Source organism: Bacteroides sp. AM16-24 (assembly GCF_003471885.1).
Lineage (GTDB): Bacteria > Bacteroidota > Bacteroidia > Bacteroidales > Bacteroidaceae > Bacteroides.
In genome coordinates this window covers 163,407-188,987 of record NZ_QRKI01000003.1, presented here as the reverse complement: position 1 = coordinate 188,987, position 25,581 = coordinate 163,407, and the positions used below count along the sequence as shown (strand labels likewise).

Here is a 25,581-nt window from a genome sequence, read left to right as displayed (position 1 = left end):
GATGCTTATTGAAGCGAAAATAAGGCCTTATTCACATCACGGCTATCACCACCTATCATTACTTCAAAGTCACCCGGTTCGCACACAAAATCCAGATTGTAATTGTAGAACTTCAACATATCAGCTGTTAACTTGAAAGACACTTGTTTGGATTCACCGACTTTCAAGAAGATTTTTTCAAAGCCTTTCAGTTCTTTCACCGGACGTGTTACACTGCCTATAAGATCGCGGATATATAGCTGCACTACTTCCGAACCGTCATACTTACCTGTATTGGTTACCGTTACAGTTGCCATAATCTCTCCATTGATATTCATGGACGATTTATCCAATGTAATATCACTATAAGAGAAAGTAGTATAGCTCAAGCCATATCCAAACGGATAAAGCGGTTCGTTATCTACATCCAGATAATTGCTACGGAACTTCTGGAACCAGGCCCCTTGAGGCAAAGGACGACCGGTATTCTTATGGTTATAGAACAAAGGAATCTGTCCTACACTCTTCGGAAAAGTAGTAGTAAGTTTGCCACTCGGATTTACATTTCCAAACAGTACATCACCAATGGCAAGAGCAGCTTCACTACCACCAAACCACACATTCAGAATAGCAGGTACATTTTCCTGCTCCCAATTCAATACTAACGGACGACCGGTAAACAACACCAATACCACCGGTTTGCCGGTTTTCAACAATTCCTGCAAAAGTACACGTTGCGTATCCGGCATTTCGAGGTCTGTACGACAACTACTTTCACCGCTCATCTCGGAAGACTCACCCAAAGCAGCAACAATCACGTCAGACTTGGCAGCTACAGCAAGTGCCTCATCCAGCAGTTCCTTATCTGTACGATTGTCACGATGCAGGGTACGGCCAAACATAGTAGCACGTTCTTCGTATTCGGCATCACTCATCAGATTACTTCCTTTAGCCGTAAGAATTTTAGCCTTGCCTCCCACTACTTCTTTCAAGCCTTCAATCAAAGAAGGATATTTGTTCATCACAGCGGCCACACTCCACGTGCCCGGCATATTGCTACGGCTATCGGCCAAAGGACCTACTACAGCAATGGTACCTTTCTTTGCCAGAGGGAGTACACTATTCTCATTCTTCAAGAGAACAAAGCTTTCCGAAGCTGTCTTACGGGCTATAGCGCGGTGTTCTTTTGTAAAGATTTGTTTTTTAGGACGGGTTATATCACAATATTTATAGGGATTATCAAAAAGCCCCAGCTTATACTTAGCTTCCAGAATACGGCGACAAGCAGCATCAACAGCCTTTACTGAAACTTTTCCTTCTTCCAGAGATTTTTTAAGTGTGCTTGTAAAAGCATCGCTCACCATATCCATATCGACACCTGCATTCAGAGCCAGGGCTGCAACTGTTTGTGTATCACCCATACCATGATCGGTCATTTCAGTGATACCGGTATAGTCCGTCACAACGAACCCATCAAAATTCCACTGCTTACGAAGTACATCGGTCATCAGCCACTTATTTCCGGTAGCCGGTACACCATCCACTTCATTGAATGAAGCCATCACACTACCCACACCTTCTTCCACGGCAGCCTGATAAGGTAACATATATTCGTTGAACATACGTTGATGACTCATATCCACTGTATTATAGTCGCGTCCGGCTTCTGATGCCCCATATAACGCAAAGTGCTTCACGCAAGCCATAATCTCATCATTACTACTCATATCTTTCCCTTGATAACCACGTACCATAGCACGCGCAATCTCCGCTCCCAAGAAGGGATCTTCACCATTCCCTTCGGAAACTCGTCCCCAACGGGGATCACGGGAAACATCCACCATCGGACTGAATGTCCAGCAAATACCATCAGCACTGGCTTCGATAGCAGCAATACGTGCAGATTCTTCAATAGCTGTCATGTTCCAGGTACAGGATAATCCCAGAGGAATAGGGAATACCGTTTCGTATCCATGAATTACATCCATACCAAATAAAAGAGGAATACCCAGACGACTTTCTTCTACTGCCTGTTTCTGAACGTCACGAATACGCTCCACGCCTTTCAAGTTAAAGAGTCCGCCCACTTCACCGGCACGGATACGCTTAGCCACATTACTACTCTTGGCTTGTCCGGTGGTTATTTCACCCGTAACAGGCAAGTTCAACTGGCCGATTTTCTCTTCCAGAGTCATCTTCTTCATCAGATCATCAATAAAGCGATCCATATCGACAGGAGATTTTTGTGCTTGCATATTGGCAGATACCAGCACCAATAAAATTAAAAACGATTGTACCTTAAGGATTAATTGTCTCATGCTTTTCATTCTTTATTATTTTTGGAGAAAAATGATTTCGCTGCAAATAAAGAGAAAGCACCTTAAACCGCCACAATACAGAGCTACAACAAAAGTACCTTTAGTGCAAAACACAAAAAAAGGAGGTACTATTTTAGTACTTCCTTTCACATTATTACGTTAAGAATCAACTATTTAAAATTAATCATAAAATCCGTCAGACTATCTTCCTGAGATAGATTAAATTTCTTACGCAAGCGATACCTTGCTGCATCTACGCCTCTCACCGATATATTCAGCAGCTTGGCAATCTCCTTTGTCGGCATATTCAGGCGGAGTAAAGCACAGAAACGTAAATCACCTGCTGTCAGATCCGGATATTGTTGTTTCAGGTTTCGGAAGAAGTTCTCATGTATCCGGTCAAAATTCGCCTGAAACATATTCCAGTTTTCCTCATCTGAAACGATACTTTGATTAATCAATACTAAGAGCTTATCCAGATTCTTCCGCGTATACTGCCCTGATAACTTCTGCTGTTGTATTTCTTCTTTCAACGAATTCAAAAACTCCTGATGGGCAATATTGGTCATCACAACTCCGGACAGCTCTTTACTCTTAAAACGTAAATCAGCTTCCAGTTGCTCTTTTTCCAATTCAATAATCTTCTTTTCCTGTATTTCTATCTCAGCTTGATGGGCAATGCGTTGCTGTTCAATCACCCTGTCTTTCTTCTTCTTCACAGACTGATAAACGACGTATTGCAACAACAATAACAGCAACACCCCAATCAGGACATAACCGGTGATAGCCCAATATGATAGATACCAAGGTCTCAAGACTTCAAAAGGTAGCGTTACCGATGCCAATACTTCATTCTCATTATAAATCTCAGCTTTGAAAACATACGACCCAAATGGCAAACGGGTATATTTCTTCTGCAGGCTGCGGTCACCTTCCACCCACTGATCGGAGAGTCCTTCCAATTTATACCTTACCTTGTAAGTATAGTCATTATAAACCGGATAGCATAAAGAGAAGCATACGGTATTCAAATCTGCATCAATCTTGTTCTCTTTTTGCACCGACAATCGTTTTATTTTTCCCGTCCACTCCGACTCAGTCGTTATAGCTGAGATCCACAAAGAGCGCCTAATAGAGGACTTGTACAAAAGAGAACTATCTGAATCAATCCGGGCAACAGCATTATTTAAGCAGAGATAGGAACTGCCACTCGACTTGTCATAAACCATCGCTGCTCTCTCCTCTATAGACAAACCATCAAACAAAGAAAACGGAATTCTATGTTCAATCCGGAAAACATTCATCTCACATTTCACTAAATATGCCATCTTACTGCTGACAAACCAGTATAGATTGCCTTTTGCATGACTCACACTATGTATTCCTTTCAAATCCGCCAATTGTTCATTCATCGATTCATAAGGAATAATAGAATCATTCATATCTTCGTAAGTGTAAAACGTTTCCCCATTTGAAAAAACAACCCGTCCGTTGATCTTAAACAAAGAGAAGTCCCCATCTTTCACATCACCCAGTTCCATATAGGTTCTGACATCTTCTACCCGTTTCAGATCCGGATTAATCCGAAAACGGAATAATCCTTTCCGTAAATGCTTCACCCAGATATTCCCCTGCGGATCCATCTCGATCTCCCGCACCATGTGGGTAAACCCGCCTAACGACCGCAGAAACCTCCAGATACCCGAAGGCTCCTCATTGTATAAATTCAGAAACGTATAGGTACCTTGCAATAAGAACGAACGTCCTTCCAGATTGACTTCTTTCATGCACATCGCTCCTCTCACATCCGAAATCAGCGATGCCTGCGAACCCGATATCTGAAAAGTTCCTTTATTATGTCCGCATAAAATCTGTTTTCCCCATTCACCAACGAACCATGCCTGCTCTTCCAGTCCCGGCACAAGTTCGGGGACTCTGTTCCTAATCCTGTAAAGTCCTTGATTGGAAGCGATATAAGCCTCATCCTCTTTCACCAGCACATCATAGACCATTCCTATTTTCCGGTAAGGGGGCTCATAATAATATACCAGGGAGTTATTTTGTATATAGGCTATACCTTCATCCAAAGCTGCCCAAACATTGTTATCGGCATCACAATACAGCCCTAATACGGTATTATTCTGTAAGCGACTGTCCGTATTCTCTTTCCAAAGTAAACGTCCTTCTTTATCTATTGCATAAATTCCATTAGAAAGCGTACCGATAATATAGCAACTGTCTTTTGTCATTACAGCCCGGTTTACAGAGTACTTTTCGAGTTCAGCATCACATTCTGTATGCCACTTCAGTATCTTTCCATTCTGGTAAACAAAACCGCCACTCTTTTGTGTCAGGAATAAACCCCCGCCATCATACGGAAGTCCTGCCACCACATCACTGTTTCCCAGTAATTTTCGTTCAATCAAATTTTCCAGCCCATTCTTTGCAAGAATGAAAAGCCCTCCATTTATCTGTTGAGAATAAACCGTATCACCTACTTGAAACAGATTCAGAGGAAGAGTTTTTGTACGAATCCCCTTCACGGTATGCCCGTCATAAAAGAACAGAGAACCGAAAGATTGAAATACAATCTCCCCATGTGCCGACGTAATCGTCCAGATTTCATCATTATGGAACCGGAAATCTTTCACTTCATCTTTTAAAGAGTGGTATACAAGGCTATCCAATGAATTACGTTCGAAATATCCGAACTCTTCAAAAGAGCCCACAAATATCTTGCCGTCTTTACCGATATATACAGAGCGTACTATGTTCTTGGAAGGTAATTCATGAAGCTCCCAGTTATTTCCATCAAACTCCAGCAGACCTTTGTTATTGCCAATATACATAACTCCCCTATCATCCTGGGTGATAGACCAGTTCTGAATACCTGCATTATAATCTGATACGGAATAGCTCCTCACGATGGGAGAGAAAGGAATAGAGGAACCACGTGATAAGCTACTAAAAAGAGAAAATATGCAAAATAACAACAGAGATATTCTCATATATATTGATTTACAAGTAACCTGCCAGCAAAGGTAATTGTTTTCCACCAAAAAACCGGATAACTTTATGGATTATCTTTTCCGGGAAGGTAAAGATAGGCCGTAAAATTATCCGGTTACTTATTTTAAGAACTACAAGCTATAGCCTACACTACATAATCAAAAATCATCAGACTGCTTTTTCGGTATGAATTAAAATTCACCAAGCTTGTTTCTTTCCCCTTCTCTTTTATGACCGTAGTTTCCGGTACGCTCAGCATTTTCTTATACTCCTCCGAGTTGCCCAGTACCTTCGTTGCTTCGTTCAGGTCATTATCATCCTTCAGTTGCTGGATGATGCCGCCACGCTGGAAATAATAACGTTTGATGATATCTTGTGCTATCATGTTCTTGATATCTTTTGCAAAGTAATCCAGGTCACGGTCCAGATTATGGCTAAGTTTCTGTTCTAGTGCCTTAAATTCTTCAGAAGCATCTTTCATATAGCCTTCAAATTCGGCCATCTCTTTCAAGTTCTTCAGAATCTTCTCGCTCTGCTGGTCATATTTAAAGTCCGCCTTCTTCACCATTTCCTTAAACTCTGCATAATCAGCATCCGTCACTTCGAAATTCTCGGGAGAAGCGATTGTGGGATGCTTCAAGCAGTATTGCGTAGCATAATTAAAGATCAGATTATCATTCACCAGATAGAACAAAATATTGGGTAACTTTTCCTGTTCCACTGCAACGTCCGGTGTCACACCACCGCCATCACGCACTTCACGTCCGATAGCCGTATGGAATACGGTAGTCAAACTATCAGGAATACGTCCTACACTACCATCCGGATTACGATGCTTGTAATCTATCGCCTGTACACAACGACCACTGGGAATATAATACTTGGAAGTAGTCACCTTCATCGTACCACCATAAGGCAAAGTACGCGGAACCTGCACCAAACCTTTTCCAAACGTGCGATTGCCTACAATCACTGCACGGTCATAATCCTGCAAGGCACCCGCCAGAATTTCCGAAGCAGAAGCCGTACCGCTATTTACCAATACAGCAATAGGAATATCCGTATCCAACGGTTCGCGCAATGTCTTATACGTATTGCTGGCTTGTTTTATCTTACCTTTTGTGGTTACAATCGTCTTGCCACGGGGCAAAAAGTAATTGGCTATCTCTACAGCTTCTTCCAACAAACCACCGCCATTATTACGTAAATCGATCACCAATGAAGTGATACCTTGTTTCTTTAAATCAAGGAAAGCCTTCTTAAACTCTTTGGACGGATTTCCGGAAAAAGTACTCAGGTTGATATAACCGATATTGTTATCCAGTTTGCTGTAATAAGGGATAAGCGGCAACTGGATGTTCTTACGGACAATTGTAAAATCTAATGGCTTTGCCTCACCGGGACGCTCAACCTTCAGTTGGAAACTTGTCCCCACCTGCCCACGAAGCATTTTGCTCACATCCGTATTTCCGGTCAAATCCTTTCCATCTATTTCAAGCAAGATATCGCCAGCTTTCAATCCTACTTCCGCAGCAGGCATATTTTCGTAAGGTTCTACAATCACCGTACGCTTCAGTTTCGGCTCATATCGAATGATAGAACCTATACCTCCATAAGAAGCCTTAAGCATTTGTTCCAGTTCACTACGATCCTCCTCCGGATAAAACTCCGTATAGGGATCCAGCGAATACAGCATCGCATCAATACCCTCACGTATCGTCTTATTCGGGTCCAACGTATCTACATAGAACATATCCAGTTCCTTCACAATGGAGTTGAATATATCCAGGTTCTTTGCAATCTGGAAACTGCGGCTATCGCCACTCTTGAAACTAAAAAAGACAACTGCACCTACTACTAACAGTAAGGTAGCTATCCAGCGTACTTTCAGTATTTTCTTCATATCCTGTTTATTATAGTTCACTGATTCTCGTTTTGATATCTTCCCACCACTCGGCAGGCATTTCTGCACCGATCACCCGGATGATACTTCCTGAAAGGATAGAACCTATCTTGCCACATTTCTCCAGAGAATATCCGCAAGTCAGTCCATATAAGAAACCAGCAGCGAAATAATCACCTGCACCGGTCGTATCTATTACCCTGTCCACAGTGACAGCATGCACATGCACTTCCTCTGTCCCTTTACGAATGAGTGATCCTCTGGCACCCAACTTCACAATGGCGATGCTGCACATTTTAGCAATCACATCCAATGCTTCTTCCGGTTCTTTACCCGTAAATGCTTTTGCTTCCTCCTCATTGGCAAACACAATATCCACATACTTGTTTATCAATAAAGAGAAGAAATCATGGTCTTGCTCCACAATATTATAGCTTGCCATATCCAGGCAGATTTGCAATCCGGCTTCTTTTGCCAGTTCAATGGCACGAAGTATCATATCATGATCCTGCACCAGATAACCTTCTATGAACAAATAAGTATACCCCTTAAACATCTCCCGTGAAAGGTCTTCAGCCTTTAATGTAGCGGCGGCCCCCAAATAAGTACCAAAAGTACGTTCCCCGTCAGGTGATATAAAAGTGGAAGCCACCCCCGAAGGTAACTCAGAAGAAACTAATAAATTTGCTTCCGTTCCCCGTTCCAACAAACTTTGCCGATAAAACTTTCCATAAGCATCATTGCCAACCTTACCAATGAATCCTGTTCCTGCTCCGAGGCATGCCATACCACGAATTGCATTTCCTGCAGAGCCCCCGGTGGCCAGTTCTGTTTCCATTTCACTGAAACACTCATTGATTATCAGCAGCTTCGTTTCATCAATCAGAGTCATGCTCCCCTTGGGAAGTTCCATTTCGTTTAGAATTTGGTCGTCGTTGAGAGTAGCAAGAACATCAACAAGGGCGTTGCCCATTCCAATTATTTTGTCCATTTCGATTTTTTTTTTTGCAAAGATATTGCATATTTCAAAATATCCTATTACTTTTGCACCGCATTTGAGAAAAAACAACATTCTTCCTTAGCTCAGTCGGTTAGAGCATCTGACTGTTAATCAGAGGGTCCTTGGTTCAAGTCCAAGAGGAAGAGCGAAAGAGAAACTTAAATGCATATTCTTCCTTAGCTCAGTCGGTTAGAGCATCTGACTGTTAATCAGAGGGTCCTTGGTTCAAGTCCAAGAGGAAGAGCAAAAAGGTTCGTCATTACGGCGAACCTTTTTTGTTTTCTGTCCCACGAATAGCTTTATCAAAGATACAGATTCGGCTGAATGCCGAATTCATTTTCCATATTAACATTATTTATACTATCCTTCGGCTACCGCCAATGTCAGCACACTAATGCGTACTCCTTCTACTTCATGAAAAACATCGGCACAAGCCGTAGTGGTAGAGCCGGTAGTCAACACATCATCAATGATCAGTACATGCTTTCCCACAAAATTCTCCGGATGGCGAAGCCGAAAGATGCCATCCACATTCTCCCAACGTTCATAAGTCGATTTACGGGTTTGCGTATCCGTATGCTTCTCACGTATCACCGAAGATACGTCCACAGGCAATCCTACTACCTGAGACACTCCACGGGCAATCCATTCACTTTGATTGTACCCGCGCGCCTTCCGCTTACGGGGATGCAGAGGTACAGGAATAATGACATCTATACCTTCAAAGAAATCTGTTGTAGCCAACTCTGCAGCCATAAAACGCCCCATTATTGCACCCAGTTCTTTTCGTCCTCCATACTTGAACTGATGCAGTATCTTGCGAAAGTCACTCCCTTTGCGATAGAAGAAATAAGAAGTGGCACGTTCCAAAGGAATCTTTCCCCAGAATATACGCTCCACAAGGTTATCTTTTACCTTATGGTAATTGGTACGGGGCATGTTAATGTTGCAATGCGTGCAAATAGCCTCTTCACCTTCTACAAGCGGAGCTCCACAAACCACACAGCAACGTGGGAAAAAGAGATGAAACAGAGGGCCTAACCAGATTTTCACAGTATTTTTCATTAAGTAGTTTATTTATGTTACATCCCCAATGGAGGGACTTCTTGTATCAGTTGTTGCAACGTAGAATGCAGATGTCCGTTCGTAGCAATAATATGATGCCCTTCTATAAAACTTTCATTTCCATAGAAGTCGGTCACCCGACCACCTGCCTCCAATACAAGCAATGCAGCCGCCGAATAATCCCATTTACCAATAAACGCTTCCGCCCAGGCATCAAAACGTCCGGCAGCTACATAACATATCGCCAAGGCAGCAGAACCGATCATACGAATGCCACCTACTTTACCATACAGGTTATGTATCAAGTGTTCTCCCGTGCGGGCATATTGACACGAGTTATAAGGCAGTTCAACTACCAGAAAGGCATCTTCCATCTGTTGTACATTGGAAACCTGTATCCGCTGACCATCTACGTAAGCGCCACCGCCTTTCCAACCATAGAAACACTCATCCCGGCAAGGATCGTACACCACACCCAACAAAAGTTCCTCCCTGGAGCGAAGGGCTATACATACACAGTAAGGCGCATTGTCATGGATATAATTCGTAGTCCCGTCCAGCGGGTCCACAACCCAGCAATAGGGTTCATCCTGATACACAGCCGAACCTTCTTCCGTGATAAAACCGGCTTCGGGAAGCAGTTCTTTAAGGGCAGATACGATCCTCTTCTCAGAAGCTTTGTCTACATAAGACACATAATCATGTGCATGCTTTTCCTGCACAACTTCCCGGCGGAAGCTTTTCCGTTCTTCCTTCAAGAAATGCCCCGCCTCACGGGCTATACGACAGACAGCCTCCATCAGCGCTCTCAAATTTTCCATATTTCTATATATTACCGGCTGTTTCTTCCACCTGCTGGCAAAAGAGACTGCTCTTTTACATTCATACGCTTGTTTTTTCATTGCTTTCAACTGACAAAGTTAAAAACAAATCGGAAACCTGAAAAATTTCTTCCTCTTTATCAAACATTGCACGAAGTAGCGCACCGAGTAGCTCCCCACCCATATCATCACTGGAGTTGGACAATACTTGGTCCATACCAACTCCGTACCAACTTCGGTCAGAGGTACCTCTATACGACAATAGTACGGAGCAAACAGGAGTTTGGTCCCTCTTTGGTACGTCTCTGACAAGATACTGAGCAGCCTTTAATGCCGCCAGCGGGTTAAAGAAGAAAATTTGCCACACTTAATCCCTTTTTAAACCAGATAATCACAGATGCTGTACGAATAGTGCATTTACGTTTTAAAACACTTTTGCAAAGGTCGCTATACTTAAGTAAATTTGCAACTCAAGCTTGCGCCTGGCTTCTAACTATACTTTTTTTAAGGCCTTATTTTTGTGAAAGTTAAATCAATTAAAAACCAAAAGAACAATGAAAAGATATTTATTTCTCATGATCTGCTGTTTCATTGCAGTTAACGGAATGTCACAAACATTTAGAATTGGTGGAGTAAGCCGAGATAGTATAGCTATCTTTGGACTTAAAAACAATATTCTCAAATTAGGAATTATCGCAGATACAGTTCCAATAAGTAAAAAAATAGTAATAGAAAACATAAGCGAGGAACCAATTGATCTCTATTCAATCATACCAACTAAAGGTTGCTTAAAATTTAATTATCAAAAAGGAATTATACAGCCGAAAGAGAAAAGAATAATCAGCTTCACTTTAGACGTAAATATGTGCCTACAAAAATGTTCGAATATATCAGATGTAAAGAGCATTGGTGTAAATTTTTACACAAAAAAGCCACACTCTTTACCTACTCTTTTAGGAATTGGATTTATAAATATGGACATAGACACTCTTTGGGAAGAATACAACAAAAAAAACGGAAAGGAAGAAAAGAGAGAATTCGACATCCGTTCTGTATTCAGGTAACTTTTTCCATGCCCCTATGTCCTTAATTCTCCCGTAAAACTGCTTACTGAAATTTGCCTCTACGCTGCTGCGGTCATATTTCCCGTAAACCTTCTCAATCTTGACCGCTGCTTGCGTGAGAAACACAAAGTCGCTTCGTCCAGGAAATACAGGAACGGAATTTTATTATTCAACGTGAAACGCCTAGATGAAATAGAAAGTATTACACCTACCTCAAAGGCAATGAAGTTCGTGCAAAACCAACCAATGTCTACATTAAGCATAAGTGATGACCTTTTAAATTCATCGTGACACACTACAACAGGAGGCTTCAGCCAAGACCTCCTCTTTTATATAATTAATCTCGCTATCCAGGCACAGGCCTCAGCATCCGCCAACGCGTGGTGATGCTGCTCCAATTCATAACCAAAATAAGCGGATACCGTATGTAACTGATAGTTAGGCAGACCTTTCACCCTCCTGCGGGCAGTCTGCAAAGTACAATGAAAAGTATAATCAGGATAATCTAGACAATAAGTTTTAAAGACCGCCTTCAGGCAACTCTCATCAAAACCTTTATTATGGGCAACAAGCGGGAGCCCTTCGATAAGTGGTACAATCTCCTTCCACACATCCGGAAATACCGGTGCTTGTGCCGTATCCGCCAATGTCAGCCCATGCACCCGGGTATTCCAATAAGAATAATACTCCGGTTCGGGACGGATCAGACCATAAAAACTGTCTGTAAACTCTCCATCCCGTACTATCACCACACCGACACTGCATACACTGGTACGCTGCTCGTTGGCAGTTTCAAAATCTATAGCAGCAAAATTTTCCATAATCCCGAACCAGAATTACTGAATTTCATCTACCTGCTGGTAAATCAGATTTCCCCTCTGGCTGATGGTCCATCTGCCATTCTCCTGGCGGACATTCTTTGTATCATCGTCTTCCACATTCCAGGCATAGTCTCCGCCCGGCAGCGAACGGCGATCCAATATTTCATTGGGTTGGTCACCGGAGAAGAATAATTCTACTTGCAATGAGTCGGGAGCAAAAACAATATACGCCGTATTTTCCTTATCTGCCACACTTTCCATGCGGACACCTTTTTCCCAAAGACGGATACAATCTTTCTGCACCTCACTCCATATATATCCGGCGGAAGCGATACAACCATGTTCGTCTTTATCGCTACCTACTACAGGAGATTCATTTTTCTTGTTTTGAGAGTTGCCACAACTCGCCAATGCCATGCCCACACCTACAAAGAGCATGAGATAGATTTTTCCGACTTTCATAAAATTTCCAGTTAAAGTTTTACGGGTCAAAAGTACAAATAAATATGAAGCGAGAGATAAGATAAGCCAAAATCTATTTCTATCACCATCTTAAAAAATCTGAGCATTCTTTTTTCGTAATATTACAGCCACATAATAATATCCACTGATATATTATCACTAATTTAAGTCCGGAAACCCACGAAGAATGCAAGCGCATTTATGGCCCACAGTTCGTAGGCGGCTATTTTCAGGAAACCTGTTGGGAAAAGGCCCCACTCATCCACCGTACCATATATAAACATACACCTTCAGGCTATGAACCCATAGAAGAGGAAATCAACCGGTATTCCCTTGAACGTACAGGAATCGTACAAACAGGTTTTTATATAGAAAGCATTCTGCGCACCATAGATGCATCGGGAATAAGCAAAGAAGATTTTCAGAGTACATCCGATTTTAACTTTTTTGAAACAAAAACCGCTTGCGGACGTTTATTCAAGGACACCACCATCACCATCAGGCATTACCCTAACGCCATCTCACACCGTGAGGTAACTTCATATACCTACAACCGTTCCCGAGTGTATTCCAGCCTGACAAATGTACTTCCCCCACCGCTAAGGATCATACTCCCCCGGTTTTACGGAAGACAGTACACATTTGGCCGGCCATGGCATACTTCAATCCACCAAAACAGTTTGCGGGAACCAGACATTTGAACATTATTATTGCTATTCATCCAATATAACGGGTGGTTTCCTCCAAAGAATTGCCAATGACGGAAATATCAGTCTTCCGGTTATGGAGAAATGGGTTATAAATACCAAAGATACAATCTTGCTGAACTGGCAATACGCTGATTTCGGGAGAGGAAATATACGGCCTTCCCGCAAAGTACTTTTATGACTCCAACGGAAATATGCAACAGGATTATAACAAAAAAATTAGTAAAATCCAATATAATCTTTTAAATTTGCCTGCAACACTGCAATTTACCAATGGGAACCGGAAGGATTATATCTATAGTGCGGACGGGAAGAAACTGAAAGTCGTGCACAGAACGGCGATAGCAAATATATCCGTCCCCATGGGGCAGATAAAAGAGTTGGCGGCAAATCAGGTTTCACAAACCCATACGGTGGATTATTGTGGAAATGTGATCTATGAAAACGGAAGTCTGAGCAAGGTACTCACAGAAGAAGGATATGCCACTCTGGGCGGGACAACTCCAACATTTTACTATTACCTGAAAGATCATCAGGGAAATAATCGGATGGTGGTGCGTTTGAACGGAACGTTGTGGAACACAGAACAGGTGAATCATTATTATCCTTTCGGAGGAGTATTTGAAGTGAATACTGGAGCTTCGGGAAAACAGTCCTATAAATACAACGGGAAAGAGTTGGACAGGATGCATGGGCTGGATTGGTATGATTATGGGGCGAGAATGATGGATACGGCATTGGGGAGATGCCATGTAATGGATACTTCAAATAACAGACAGGGAAGCATTTGACTTTACCCTGCTCATTTATAACTCTATAGTAAGTCCTATTGGATGTCAACCTTGGTCAACAGGCCTGTTAACCTTGGTTGATCGGCCTGTTAACCAAGGTTGGCAGGCCTGTTGACCAAGGTTGACATCCAATTATTCCTAAGAGTGAACGGGATATTCCTTAGGAGAAAACAAAATCATGGCTTATATAAAACCAATTAATACCTTATGATTAGAACAAACAACTATGGCAATCTTATCGTTTACACGGGGAAAAAAGGCTAAAAAACATCAGATTACAGATCCATCCGATATATGCATCATACGATAGGATACTACGTATGACAGAACAAGTTACGATATAGAAATGTAAAATTTGCGCGTGAGAGTAAGCCCCCTACTCTCACGCGCAAACTTTACTCTCGCTCACACCTAATATTTTAGTTATCAACGATTTATTTTAAAAGTGAGAGTAGTGATAGTAGATTGAGACTAACTTTAAGTGCAAACTGAACTCAGGCCCTCAATATTATTGGAAAGACACAGACTTGAAAATTCCACTTATCTGATCTGTCCTATTGTTATACCGACAACATTCAGTACATTTGCAGAAATATTGTGCGACTGAATATGGCTTTACCAATAAATATAGAAGACTTAATAAAAGGCAACACTGTTGAATGGGAGAGGATAGAGTTTAAATCCGGGTGGAATCCGGAAACCATTATCCACACCATGGTACTCTGGTGTCCTGCAGGAGACAATCGCATGTACTCCGCTCCCATAACACTTGGTACAAAAGCACAACGACAACCCTATATACGTGTAGGTAGCGAGAGCATTGTAGCCCGTGAATATCGAAACAGACGTATCGGTGATTTCCTGAAGGAGTTGCAATTAACAGAAGGGAGAGGTACAGGCTTTCCTGCTATATATGACGCATTGGAGGCAAATGGTTCTCCCAAACCTGTTTTTGAAACAGACGATGATAGTACTTACTTTTTAGCAACAATTCCAGCGCATATTTTAGCGGATCAAACATTTATAAAGCCAAATATCAATCTTGATATTAAACTTAGTTTCAATACCATTGATGACCTTATTAATTTCACAAACCAAGTTAGCGATCTCTTAAATAGGAAAGTGCACAATAGAGTGAAAGAAATGCTGATACTTTTGCAAAAGAGAATTCCGCGAACAGAGCTTTTTGAAATGATGGGATTAAAAAAACACTCAGATAACAGACTGTAGAAAATAGAAGATTTAATAAACTCATAAAATCTCATGGAACATCCTCTTTCCCAATTCAAGTATTGCCCCAAGTGTGGCTCCATACACTTTGAAATCAACAACGAAAAATCAAAACGCTGTGCCGACTGCGGATTTGTATATTACTTCAACCCCTCCGCCGCCACCGTAGCCTTGATTATGAATGAACGGAACGAACTATTGGTATGCCGCCGCGCCAAAGCCCCGGCCAAAGGAACACTCGACTTGCCGGGCGGTTTCATCGACATGGCCGAAACCGGAGAAGAAGGAGTGCGCCGTGAAGTGAAAGAAGAAACAGGCATGGAAGTGAATAAGGCGGAATATCTTTTTTCCTTACCTAACATATATGTGTATTCCGGTTTCCCCGTCCACACGCTGGATCTGTTTTTCCGTTGCACAGTAGCTGATACGCTGCATTACAAAGCAATGGATGACGCCGCAGACCTGTTTTTTATCCCATTAAAAGAGATACGCACAGAAGATTTCGGACTGGGGTCTATCCGGAAAGGATTAGGAATATTCCTGAAAGAAATGAGCGAATAATTATTCAACCGACACCTGTATATCCTAAAAAAGCCAAATAAGTGTAACAAATTCGACTTAAAACCCGTACTTTTGTAAAAACGCGTTGCATTATGAAGAATAAAATCTCCCGAATACTGTGCACGGCTCTCTGCTGTGCACCCCTGCTCGCTACAGCACAGACCAGCGAGAAAATCACTTCCCCCCAACGACTTTATCAGGAAGGACAATCATTGTTCCAACAAAAAGCTTACGCTGCCGCCATCCCGCCACTCCAGGCCTTTGTGCGCCAGGTAGACGCTGAAGGCAAACCATTGCCTGCCGAAGGCGAACGGATGGAGGCTGAATATATGCTGGTATGCGCCGCTTATGAACTGAAAGATACGAAAAGTATAGATAAATTGCGTGCCTATCTGGATGAGTACCCCGATACTCCATACGCTAATCGCATTTATGCACTCATGGCTTCCGTATACTTCTTCGAAGGAAACTATGATGCGGCTATGGCTATGTTCAATGCTTCCCGCCTCGACCTGCTTGGAAATGAAGAACGGGATGACATGACCTATCGCCTCGCCACCTGCTACCTGAAAACAGGAAATGTGAAAGAAGCCGCCATCTGGTTCGAGACGCTTCGTAGCACCAGCAAGAAATATGTTGCGGATTGCACTTATTACCTTTCATACATCCGCTATACCCAACAGCGCTACGATGACGCCCTGACTGGCTTCCTGTCCTTGCAGGATAATGAAAAGTATAAAGCATTGGTGCCTTATTATATAGCAGAAATTTATCTGATAAAGAAGAATTATGATAAGGCGGAAATCGTCGCACAGAATTACTTGTCTGCCTACCCCAACAATGAATATACCGCAGAAATGTATCGTGTTCTGGGTGATGCGGACTATCACTTCGGAAAATACCACGAAGCAATGGGAGCATTTGAAAAGTATCTGGCAAACAACAAAGAGGAAGCTCCCCGCCGGGATGCGCTGTACATGCTGGGACTTTCATATTATCACTCCGGTGTGTATACCAAAGCAGCCAATACCCTCGGGGAAGTAGCTACAGGGAATGATGCGCTTTCACAAAATGCCTATCTGCACATGGGCTTGTCGTACCTGCAAATGGGAGACAAGAACAAAGCGCGTATGGCATTTGAACAGGCTTCCGCCTCTAATGCAAACGTGCAGATCAAGGAGCAGGCCGCATACAACTATGCCCTCTGTATTCACGAAACTTCTTATTCCGCTTTCGGTGAATCTGTCACCGTTTTCGAAAAGTTCCTCAATGAATTCCCCAATTCCCAGTATGTGGATAAAGTCAGCAGTTATCTGGTAGAGGTGTATATGAATACCCGCAGTTATGAAGCTGCCCTGAAATCCATCGAACGTATCACCCATCCGGGTGCTGCCATTCTGGAGGCTAAACAGAAAATCCTGTTCCACCTCGGCACCCAGTCTTTTGCAAATACACAATTCCAGGAAGCTATCGGTTATTTCAACCAGTCTATCGCTTTGGGGCAATACAACTTGCAAACCAAAGCGGATGCCATCTATTGGAGAGGTGAATCTTATTATCGACTGAACCGGATGCAGGAAGCTGCCCGTAACTTTAACGAATATCTGAACCTGACTCCGGACAGGAATACGGAGACTTATGCATTGGCATATTATAATCTGGCTTATATTGCTTTCCACGAAAAAGATTATACGCTTGCACAAAACCGCTTCCTGAAGTTTACACAACTGGAAAAAGGAGAAAATGCCACCGCACTTGCCGACGCCTATAACCGTATAGGCGACTGCCACCTACATGTTCGCCGTTTTGATGAAGCCAAACAATACTATAATAAAGCTGAGAATATGGGAACTCCCGCAGGAGACTACTCATTCTATCAGTTGGCTTTAGTAGCCGGCCTACAAAAGGATTATGACGGCAAAGTGGCATTACTCAACCGTCTGTCCAGCAAATATCCGAGTTCACCTTACGCCATAAATGCACTTTATGAAAAAGGACGTTCGTATGTACAGACTAACAACAGCCGCCAGGCCATCGCAGCCTTCAAAGAGTTACTGGATAAATATCCGGAAAGTCCGGTCAGCCGGAAAGCTGCCGCTGAAATTGGCTTGCTGTACTATCAGAACGATGATTATGATCGTGCGATAGAAGCATACAAACATGTTGTAACACAATATCCGGGTAGCGAGGAAGCACGTCTTGCCATGCGAGACTTGAAATCCATTTATGTGGATGCCAACCGCGTAGATGAGTTTGCCGAATTGGCGGCTAAAGTACCGGGGGAAATTCGTTTCGACGCCAGCGAACAGGACTCACTGACTTACATCGCTGCTGAAAAGGTATACATGAAAGGAGACATTGCACCAGCTAAGGCAAGCTTTACACGCTATCTGCAAAGTTATCCCAACGGTGCATTCAGCCTGAATGCGCACTATTATTTGTGTGTCATCGGCAAAGAGCAGAAAGATGAAGAAGCAGTACTGGAACACGCCGGTAAGCTGTTGGAATATCCGGACACTCCCTACTCACAGGAAGCACTTATCGCACGGGCTGAAATACTATTCAACCGTAAACATTTCGACCAGGCACTTACCGACTACAAGCAGTTGAAGGCAAAAGCGACCACCACCGAACGTCGCCAGCTTGCAGCAACCGGTATGCTACGCAGTGCAGCCATGATGCAGGATGATGTAGAAACAATCGCTGCTGCTACAGACATGCTTGCCGAGGCTAAGCTGACACCGGAACTGCGCAACGAAGCCCTGTATTTCCGCGCTAAAGCATACTTGAACCAACAGGCCGACAAAAAAGCGATGAACGATCTTCAGGCATTGGCTAAAGATACACGCACTCTCTATGGAGCCGAAGCTAAATACTTGGTTGCCCTGCAACTGTATAAAGCCCATGAGTATGCTGCCGCCGAGAAAGAAATACTTAACTTCATCGAACAAAGTACACCACACGCTTACTGGCTGGCACGCAGCTTTATTTTGCTGTCTGATGTATATGTAGCCATGGATAAGAAACTGGATGCACGCCAATACTTATTGAGCCTGCAGCAGAATTACCATGCTGACGATGACATTGAACAGATGATCAATGAAAGACTGGAAAAACTGAAATAAGAAGAGTAGTAAAGTAGTAAGTAGTAAAGTAGAATAGCGATATGAAGAAATCTCAATATATATTCGGAGCATTGGCACTAATAGCCTTCCCGAACTGGGCACAGGCCCAAACACAAGCTAAAGACACTACCCTGAGCCGCACGGTCGTGGTAGAACAAGAATATAATCCGGACATCATGGATGCTTCCAAGGTAAATGTATTGCCACAAGTGGCACCGCCAACTGTCAGCAAAAAAGCAGTGGAATATGATGCAACGTTGGTACCGGAAGGAAATATCCCCGCAAGTACCATGCAGGCTTATACCGGAACAGAAAGCCAAGACAAAGCACAACGCGGATACGCGCGCCTAGGATATGGGAATTATGGGAACCTGGACGCACGCGCCAATTACTTATTTATCCTTCCCAATAGCGATAAGCTAAATCTAAACTTCCACATGAACGGCATGGACGGCAAATTAAAAGTACCCGATTTTGCGGAGAAATGGGATGCACGTTACTACCGTACACGCGTTGGCATGGACTATGTACATGCTTTCCGGAAAGTGGACTTAAATGTAGCCGGCAACTTCGGTCTGAGCAATTTCAACTTTATGCCCTATAGTATAAACAACAAACAGAAATTCCTGTCGGGAGATGTACATTTCGGAGTCAAGTCGACAAGTGAAGACTTGCCTTTTCAGTTTCATGCCGAAACGAACCTGATGTTCTATGAACGCCAGTATGACCTGTCTCAGAAAGATGGACAGGAAGCAATGGTACGGACCAAAGCAGGTGCAGTGGGTTCTATCTCCGAAGAACAATCTGTAGGAGTAGACCTGACAATGGACAATGTATTTTATAAGAACAATCTTTTTGATGATTATACATCTGTAGAACTCAATCCTTACTACTTGTATCAGAATGATGACTGGAAAATCCGACTCGGTGCCCATGTGGATTTTGCTTTCGGATTTGGTAAGAAGTTCCGAATATCACCGGACGTCACTGCCCAATATATTTTCTCTGACAGTTACATTCTTTATGCCCAGGCCACAGGCGGACGCCGAACCAATGACTTCCGCAGGCTGGAAACCGTTTCGCCTTACGGACAGAGTGAAATACAGCTGGATGCCACTTACGAGCAACTGAATGCCGCACTCGGATTCAAGACCAGTCCTGTAACAGGCTTATGGTTCAACCTCTATGGTGGATACCAGGATTTAAAGAACAACCTTGCCTCTGCCGGAGTTTCAAGCTATATCGTAGATACCGACAACCAATCGTACCTCCAACTGTTCCAAAGAAACATGCATAACATCTATGCAGGTGCCGAGGTCAGCTACAGCTATAAAGACATTCTCTCTTTTTCCGCCTCAGGTGTTTACCGTGACTGGAAAGTTGCAAAGGTAGAAGAGGATAACGGAGATTGGCTACTTGCCTATATGCCTTCTTTCGAAGCAAACATTCACGCAGATATCCGACCGATCTCCTCAGTCCTGATCAGCCTCGGATACCAGCACATCACTCGTGAGAAAATAGAAAACGAGCGGGTAGATCCCGTTGGTAATCTTTACCTTGGTGGTAGCTACGAAGTTTTCAAAGGTATCTCTATTTACGCTCGTGTAAACAATTTATTGAACAAAGACTATCAATATTATTGGGGATATCCTACAGAAGGTATCAATTTCGTGGGTGGTGTGAGTTTCCGTTTTTAACAAGCAACGAGGCAAAAAAAGTCATTTTTACTAAAAAAGAATATATTCTCCACATATTATAAGGTGGAAACAATTGTTTTTTTCTACTTTTGCGGGCGAATTCAGTGACAGGAGTCACTATAAAACAGAAATTTATGCCAAAAAACCTTGTCATTGTCGAGTCACCGGCAAAAGCAAAAACAATTGAGAAGTTCCTGGGAAAAGATTATAAGGTTCTTTCCAGCTATGGTCATATACGCGATTTGAAGAAAAAAGAATTCAGTATTGACGTTGAAAAGAACTTTGAACCGGACTATGAAATCCCGGAAGATAAAAAAACGCTGGTAAAGACACTGAAATCTGAAGCGAAAGAAGCAGATACCGTATGGTTGGCTTCCGATGAGGACCGCGAGGGAGAAGCCATCGCGTGGCACTTGTATGAGGTATTGAAACTCAATCCGGAACATACTAAACGCATCGTATTCCATGAAATTACCAAAACCGCTATATTAAAGGCTATTGAGCAGCCTCGAAACATTGACATAAATCTTGTTAATGCACAGCAGGCTCGCCGCATCCTCGACCGTATCGTGGGTTTTGAATTATCGCCCGTACTGTGGAAGAAAGTAAAGCCTGCACTTTCTGCCGGACGTGTACAATCAGTAGCCGTACGTCTCATCGTAGAGCGCGAACGTGAAATACATGCTTTCCAAAGTGAAGCATCTTATAAGGTCACTGCCATTTTCCTGGTTCCCGACACGGACGGCAAACTTGTGGAGATGAAAGCAGAACTTGCACGTCGCCTCAAGACTAAAGCAGAAGCTCAGAAACTATTGGAACATTGCCAGGCAGCAATGTTTACCATTGAAGACATTACAACCCGCCCGGTAAAGAAAAGTCCGGCCGCACCGTTCACCACTTCTACCCTGCAACAGGAAGCTGCACGTAAGCTTGGTTTCACAGTTGCTCAAACCATGATGGTGGCTCAGAGACTGTATGAATCCGGACGTATCACTTATATGCGTACCGACTCGGTAAACTTATCGGAATACGCAATCAACGGCAGTAAAGAAGCCATCGCCAACATGATGGGGGACAAATATGTGCATCCACGTCACTTCAGCACCAAGACTAAAGGGGCACAGGAAGCACACGAGGCTATCCGTCCTACATATATGGAACAGGCGCAAATAGAAGGTAGTGCACAGGAGAAGAAATTGTATGACCTGATCTGGAAACGCACTATAGCTTCCCAGATGGCAGATGCCGAACTGGAAAAGACAACAGCAACCATCAGCATCAGCAATGCATCTGATACATTCAATGCGACCGGAGAAGTGGTAAAATTCGACGGTTTCCTGCGTGTATACAGAGAATCTTATGATGATGATGTGGAGCAGGAAGATGAAAGCCGTCTGTTACCTCCTTTGAAGAAGGGACAGAAACTACAGTACCAGAATATAACTGCTACGGAACGTTTCACGCAACATCCACCCCGTTATACTGAAGCAAGCCTGGTACGCAAACTGGAAGAGTTGGGTATCGGTCGTCCTTCAACTTATGCACCTACTATTTCTACTGTACAGCAGCGTGAGTATGTAGAGAAGGGAGATAAGACCGGCGAAGAGCGTTTATACAATGTGATTACCTTGAAAGAAGATAAGATTGCAGATGATACACGCACTGAGATTACCGGGGCTGAGAAAGCCAAACTGTTACCTACAGATACCGGTACAGTTGTAACCGACTTTCTGATGCAATACTTCCCCAGCATCATGGACTACAACTTCACGGCAAGCGTAGAAAAACAATTCGACGAGATAGCAGAAGGCGATACAAAATGGACGACTATCATGAAGACGTTCTATAAAACGTTCCATCCATCTGTAGAAAGTACCCTCGCAGCCAAGAATGCACATAAGACCGGAGAACGCTTATTGGGAGACGATCCTGTCAGCGGCAAACCTGTTTCAGTCAAGATTGGACGTTTCGGTCCGGTAGTACAGATAGGAACTGCGGAAGATGAAGAGAAACCTCGTTTTTCTCCTCTGAAGAAAGGTATGTCTATCGAGACTATTACTCTGGAAGAAGCAATGGAGCTATTCAAGTTGCCACGTACTCTTGGAGAACATGAAGGTAAAACTGTCAGCGTCAATGCCGGACGTTTCGGGCCATACATCTATTATAATGGCACCTATACTTCACTCCCCAAAGGAGCAGATCCTATGGAAATAGAATTGGAAGAGGCTCTGGAGTTAATTAAGGAAAAAGCGGAAGCAGAAGCCAAGAAGCATCTTAAAAAATTCGAAGAAGAACCGGATTTGGAAATCATGAACGGAAGATATGGCCCTTATATCGCTTATAAAGGCAACAATTATAAGATTCCAAAGGATATCGTTCCGGAAGATTTAAGTTTGGATGCCTGCCTGGAAATCGTCAAACTGCAAAGTGAAAAAGCTGCATCGGCTCCGGCAAAACCGAAGCGTGGAAGATATGCCAAAAAGAAAGCATAAAGCGATTCATTATAAAGCAATCAGCCCCGGAATGATCCTTTCATTCCGGGGCTGATTGTTTTATAATATTATCTGTAATTACATTCTGTCCGGTACTTCAATACCCAGCAATCCCATGCCGAGACGAACTACTTTAGCCACATTCTCCGACAAAGCAAGGCGGAATACTTTCACAGCTTCATCCTCTTCGCGCAGAATACTGAAATCGTGGTAGAACTGATTATATTCTTTCACCAGATCATAAGTATAGTTGGCAATGATAGACGGACTGTAATCTGAGCCTGCCTGCTTCACAATAGCTGCGAAATCAGCCACCATTTGGATAAGTCCTTCCTCTTTCTCACTCAACTCGATGCCTACAGGAATTTCAGCCGGAATTACGATGCCGGCTTCAGCCGCCTTACGCAGTACAGATTGAATACGCGCATACGTATATTGAATGAACGGTCCTGTATTCCCGTTAAAGTCGATTGACTCTTTCGGATTAAACGTCATATTCTTGCGGGCATCCACTTTGAGGATAAAGTATTTCAAAGCACCCAATCCTACAATTCGGGCGATATTATCAGCCTCTTCCTGAGTCAAACCATCCAGTTTTCCCAGTTCATTTGAAGTTTCCTTAGCAGTGTTCACCATTTCCTCAATCAAATCATCGGCATCTACTACTGTACCTTCACGACTCTTCATCTTACCCTCAGGTAACTCGACCATACCATAAGAGAAATGCACAAGCCCCTTTCCCCATTCGAAACCGAGTTTATCGAGCAAGATAGAAAGCACTTGGAAATGGTAGTTCTGCTCATTACCTACAACATAAATCATTTTGTCAATAGGATAATCTGCAAAACGTAACTTAGCCGTACCGATATCTTGAGTCATATAAACAGAAGTTCCATCGGCACGGAGCAACAATTTGTGATCCAAACCTTCAGGAGTAAGGTCAGCCCATACAGAACCGTCTTCTTTCTTATAGAAGAAACCTTTTTCAAGACCTTCCATAACTTTCTCTTTACCTTCAAGATAGGTATTTGACTCATAATATATTTTGTCAAAACCCACACCCATCTTACGATAAGTTTCATCAAAACCTTCGTACACCCAATTATTCATTTTTGCCCAAAGTGCACGTACCTCCGGATCACCGGCTTCCCATTTTACCAGCATTTCACGGGCTTCGTTCATCAAAGGAGAGGCAGCTTCTGCTTTTGCTTTAGCTTCTTCTTCCGTCGCACCTTCAGCCTGGAATTTAGCCATCAGTTCTTTTACCTCGGCTTTATAGTGTTTATCAAAAGCTACATAATAGTCACCCACCAAGTGATCGCCTTTTTTACCGGATGATTCAGGAGTTTCACCATTTCCATATTTGGACCATGCCAACATGGATTTACAGATATGAATACCGCGGTCGTTCACAATATTCGTCTTTACCACTTTGTTGCCGTTCGCCATAACGATGTTGGCCAAGGCATTACCCAAAAGGTTATTGCGTACGTGACCCAAGTGAAGCGGTTTGTTGGTATTGGGTGAAGAATATTCTATCATAACCAACGGAGAGTGATCCGTGGCAGCAGCAATACCATATTGTTTATCGGCATGAATGCCGTTCAGTAACTCAATCCAAGCAGAAGAAGCAATGGTCAGGTTCAGGAAACCTTTGATGACATTGAACGCAGCAACGGAAGGTTCATTAGCTTTCAGATATTCACCGATCTCTTGTGCTGTCTGCTCCGGTCCCTTCTTTGACATGCGCAGGAAAGGAAAAACTACCAGCGTGAGGTGTCCCTCAAATTCTTTCTTGGTTTTTTGCAATTGTACCTGTGCGGCAGGCACATCCTGTCCGTACAGCGCTTTCAGTCCATTGATTACGGACATTACCAGTTTATCTTCTATATTCATGATTTAAAAGTATTTTCCGGGTGCAAAGATACTATATTTTGGCGAATTAAGTACTCCGTTTGTAGGGATAATAAAAAAGGAGGTGCTCGTGCATCTCCTTTCCTATTCTTTATTCGTAGCCGTCTTTATCCGATAGCCAAAGTCAACTCCATACCAGGTTTAAACTTAGCAACTTTCTTTGCAGGAATCGTAATGCTCTGCTTGGTAGAAGGATTAATGCCCAGACGCGCCGCTCTTTCAGATACAGCAAACGTACCGAAACCAACCAATGATACTTTATCACCAGCCTTTAGAGCTTTTGTGATTGATGCCATGAAAGCCTCCAATGCTTTCTTAGAATCCGCTTTTGTCAAACCGGATTCTGCTGCCATAGCGCTGATAAGTTCTGACTTGTTCATAAATTTAAAATTTAATAATTAATATGTTACACAAAAGATATCTGCAATAGAATTTCACAAAGCTCTACAAAAATAGAGTAATATTTCTGAATATCAAATAAAAACATTAAAAAAAGATTGGATTTTGGCGAAAAAAAAGGAATAGAAAGTCGTTTTTCTGTTATAGAACAGAATTTATTCGTATTTTTGCCGAATAAAGCGAAAACAGGCTGCACCTCAACATAATCAAGCGAGTCTGCTTC

18 protein-coding genes and 2 tRNA genes are annotated in these 25,581 nt (G+C 42.9%); 9 read left to right on the top strand and 11 right to left on the bottom strand.

Annotated features, from left to right (window positions below; all coding sequences use genetic code 11):
* Positions 1-5: 5 nt before the first annotated feature.
* The 4 genes from bglX to DW182_RS05200 form a co-directional block, all read right to left on the bottom strand.
* Positions 6-2,297 (bottom strand): beta-glucosidase BglX, encoded by a 2,292-nt coding sequence (bglX, locus tag DW182_RS05215; RefSeq protein WP_117705974.1) that lies wholly within the window; start codon positions 2,295-2,297, stop codon positions 6-8.
* Between the two features lie 170 nt (positions 2,298-2,467).
* Positions 2,468-5,305 carry a triple tyrosine motif-containing protein gene (locus tag DW182_RS05210; RefSeq protein ID WP_199678550.1) on the bottom strand — a complete coding sequence of 946 codons (2,838 nt, stop codon included), beginning with the start codon at positions 5,303-5,305 and terminating at the stop codon, positions 2,468-2,470.
* Between the two features lie 146 nt (positions 5,306-5,451).
* Positions 5,452-7,209, bottom strand: a complete 1,758-nt coding sequence (locus DW182_RS05205; RefSeq protein WP_118294986.1) for a S41 family peptidase — start codon at positions 7,207-7,209, stop codon at positions 5,452-5,454.
* Positions 7,210-7,219: 10 nt separating this feature from the next.
* Entirely contained in the window at positions 7,220-8,200 is a 981-nt protein-coding gene (locus tag DW182_RS05200) for an adenosine kinase (RefSeq protein ID WP_021967584.1), read from the bottom strand.
* 81 nt (positions 8,201-8,281) lie between these two features.
* On the opposite strand from DW182_RS05200, the gene DW182_RS05195 reads away from it, so the two are divergent.
* Positions 8,282-8,355, top strand: a tRNA-Asn gene (locus tag DW182_RS05195).
* 24 nt (positions 8,356-8,379) lie between these two features.
* Positions 8,380-8,453 (top strand) — tRNA-Asn (locus tag DW182_RS05190).
* A gap of 116 nt (positions 8,454-8,569) precedes the next feature.
* On the opposite strand, the gene DW182_RS05185 is transcribed toward DW182_RS05190, so the two are convergent.
* The 3 genes from DW182_RS05185 to DW182_RS22105 form a co-directional block, all read right to left on the bottom strand.
* On the bottom strand, positions 8,570-9,274 hold the full coding sequence (locus DW182_RS05185) for a ComF family protein (RefSeq protein WP_007661951.1): 705 nt from the start codon (positions 9,272-9,274) through the stop codon (positions 8,570-8,572).
* A gap of 17 nt (positions 9,275-9,291) precedes the next feature.
* Positions 9,292-10,095 (bottom strand): inositol monophosphatase family protein, encoded by an 804-nt coding sequence (locus DW182_RS05180; protein WP_118294879.1) that lies wholly within the window; start codon positions 10,093-10,095, stop codon positions 9,292-9,294.
* 61 nt (positions 10,096-10,156) lie between these two features.
* Positions 10,157-10,312 (bottom strand): hypothetical protein, encoded by a 156-nt coding sequence (locus tag DW182_RS22105; protein ID WP_156148693.1) that lies wholly within the window; start codon positions 10,310-10,312, stop codon positions 10,157-10,159.
* A 337-nt stretch (positions 10,313-10,649) separates the two neighbouring features.
* Here DW182_RS22105 and DW182_RS05170 point away from each other — a divergent pair, with 337 nt between their 5' ends.
* Positions 10,650-11,159: a DUF1573 domain-containing protein gene (locus DW182_RS05170; RefSeq protein WP_118294877.1), complete on the top strand. Its 510-nt coding sequence runs from the start codon at positions 10,650-10,652 to the stop codon at positions 11,157-11,159.
* Positions 11,160-11,488: 329 nt separating this feature from the next.
* On the opposite strand, the gene DW182_RS05160 is transcribed toward DW182_RS05170, so the two are convergent.
* Positions 11,489-11,980, bottom strand: coding sequence for a 3'-5' exonuclease (locus DW182_RS05160; protein ID WP_118294876.1), 492 nt, complete (start codon positions 11,978-11,980; stop codon positions 11,489-11,491).
* A gap of 15 nt (positions 11,981-11,995) precedes the next feature.
* Positions 11,996-12,442, bottom strand: coding sequence for a hypothetical protein (locus DW182_RS05155; RefSeq protein ID WP_118294875.1), 447 nt, complete (start codon positions 12,440-12,442; stop codon positions 11,996-11,998).
* 955 nt (positions 12,443-13,397) lie between these two features.
* On the opposite strand from DW182_RS05155, the gene DW182_RS05145 reads away from it, so the two are divergent.
* From DW182_RS05145 to topA, 6 genes are all read left to right on the top strand, one after another.
* Positions 13,398-13,940, top strand: a complete 543-nt coding sequence (locus DW182_RS05145) for a hypothetical protein (protein WP_233564083.1) — start codon at positions 13,398-13,400, stop codon at positions 13,938-13,940.
* A gap of 609 nt (positions 13,941-14,549) precedes the next feature.
* Positions 14,550-15,170, top strand: coding sequence for an ATP-binding protein (locus DW182_RS05140; protein WP_118294873.1), 621 nt, complete (start codon positions 14,550-14,552; stop codon positions 15,168-15,170).
* 33 nt (positions 15,171-15,203) lie between these two features.
* Positions 15,204-15,731: an NUDIX domain-containing protein gene (locus tag DW182_RS05135; protein WP_117691218.1), complete on the top strand. Its 528-nt coding sequence runs from the start codon at positions 15,204-15,206 to the stop codon at positions 15,729-15,731.
* Positions 15,732-15,823: 92 nt separating this feature from the next.
* A complete protein-coding gene (locus DW182_RS05130) occupies positions 15,824-18,856 on the top strand; it encodes a tetratricopeptide repeat protein (RefSeq protein ID WP_118294872.1) in 3,033 nt (1,010 codons plus the stop codon).
* Between the two features lie 41 nt (positions 18,857-18,897).
* Positions 18,898-20,553 (top strand): TonB-dependent receptor, encoded by a 1,656-nt coding sequence (locus DW182_RS05125; RefSeq protein ID WP_118294871.1) that lies wholly within the window; start codon positions 18,898-18,900, stop codon positions 20,551-20,553.
* A 134-nt stretch (positions 20,554-20,687) separates the two neighbouring features.
* Positions 20,688-23,045, top strand: a complete 2,358-nt coding sequence (topA, locus tag DW182_RS05120; protein WP_115502132.1) for a type I DNA topoisomerase — start codon at positions 20,688-20,690, stop codon at positions 23,043-23,045.
* A gap of 78 nt (positions 23,046-23,123) precedes the next feature.
* Here the strand turns inward: topA and argS are convergent, their stop codons facing one another.
* Both argS and DW182_RS05110 read right to left on the bottom strand, forming a co-directional pair.
* Positions 23,124-24,941 (bottom strand): arginine--tRNA ligase, encoded by a 1,818-nt coding sequence (argS, locus tag DW182_RS05115; protein WP_115502133.1) that lies wholly within the window; start codon positions 24,939-24,941, stop codon positions 23,124-23,126.
* Positions 24,942-25,066: 125 nt separating this feature from the next.
* Positions 25,067-25,339: an HU family DNA-binding protein gene (locus DW182_RS05110; RefSeq protein WP_115502134.1), complete on the bottom strand. Its 273-nt coding sequence runs from the start codon at positions 25,337-25,339 to the stop codon at positions 25,067-25,069.
* Positions 25,340-25,581 lie beyond the last annotated feature (242 nt).

Coding starts and splice junctions, on each gene's coding strand:
- bglX (WP_117705974.1), bottom strand. CDS start 2,297: ATGAGACAATTAATCCTTAAGGTACAATCGTTTTTAATTTTATTGGTG.
- DW182_RS05210 (WP_199678550.1), bottom strand. CDS start 5,305: ATGAGAATATCTCTGTTGTTATTTTGCATATTTTCTCTTTTTAGTAGC.
- DW182_RS05205 (WP_118294986.1), bottom strand. CDS start 7,209: ATGAAGAAAATACTGAAAGTACGCTGGATAGCTACCTTACTGTTAGTA.
- DW182_RS05200 (WP_021967584.1), bottom strand. CDS start 8,200: ATGGACAAAATAATTGGAATGGGCAACGCCCTTGTTGATGTTCTTGCT.
- DW182_RS05185 (WP_007661951.1), bottom strand. CDS start 9,274: ATGAAAAATACTGTGAAAATCTGGTTAGGCCCTCTGTTTCATCTCTTT.
- DW182_RS05180 (WP_118294879.1), bottom strand. CDS start 10,095: ATGGAAAATTTGAGAGCGCTGATGGAGGCTGTCTGTCGTATAGCCCGT.
- DW182_RS22105 (WP_156148693.1), bottom strand. CDS start 10,312: ATGGACCAAGTATTGTCCAACTCCAGTGATGATATGGGTGGGGAGCTA.
- DW182_RS05170 (WP_118294877.1), top strand. CDS start 10,650: ATGAAAAGATATTTATTTCTCATGATCTGCTGTTTCATTGCAGTTAAC.
- DW182_RS05160 (WP_118294876.1), bottom strand. CDS start 11,980: ATGGAAAATTTTGCTGCTATAGATTTTGAAACTGCCAACGAGCAGCGT.
- DW182_RS05155 (WP_118294875.1), bottom strand. CDS start 12,442: ATGAAAGTCGGAAAAATCTATCTCATGCTCTTTGTAGGTGTGGGCATG.
- DW182_RS05140 (WP_118294873.1), top strand. CDS start 14,550: ATGGCTTTACCAATAAATATAGAAGACTTAATAAAAGGCAACACTGTT.
- DW182_RS05135 (WP_117691218.1), top strand. CDS start 15,204: ATGGAACATCCTCTTTCCCAATTCAAGTATTGCCCCAAGTGTGGCTCC.
- DW182_RS05130 (WP_118294872.1), top strand. CDS start 15,824: ATGAAGAATAAAATCTCCCGAATACTGTGCACGGCTCTCTGCTGTGCA.
- DW182_RS05125 (WP_118294871.1), top strand. CDS start 18,898: ATGAAGAAATCTCAATATATATTCGGAGCATTGGCACTAATAGCCTTC.
- topA (WP_115502132.1), top strand. CDS start 20,688: ATGCCAAAAAACCTTGTCATTGTCGAGTCACCGGCAAAAGCAAAAACA.
- argS (WP_115502133.1), bottom strand. CDS start 24,941: ATGAATATAGAAGATAAACTGGTAATGTCCGTAATCAATGGACTGAAA.
- DW182_RS05110 (WP_115502134.1), bottom strand. CDS start 25,339: ATGAACAAGTCAGAACTTATCAGCGCTATGGCAGCAGAATCCGGTTTG.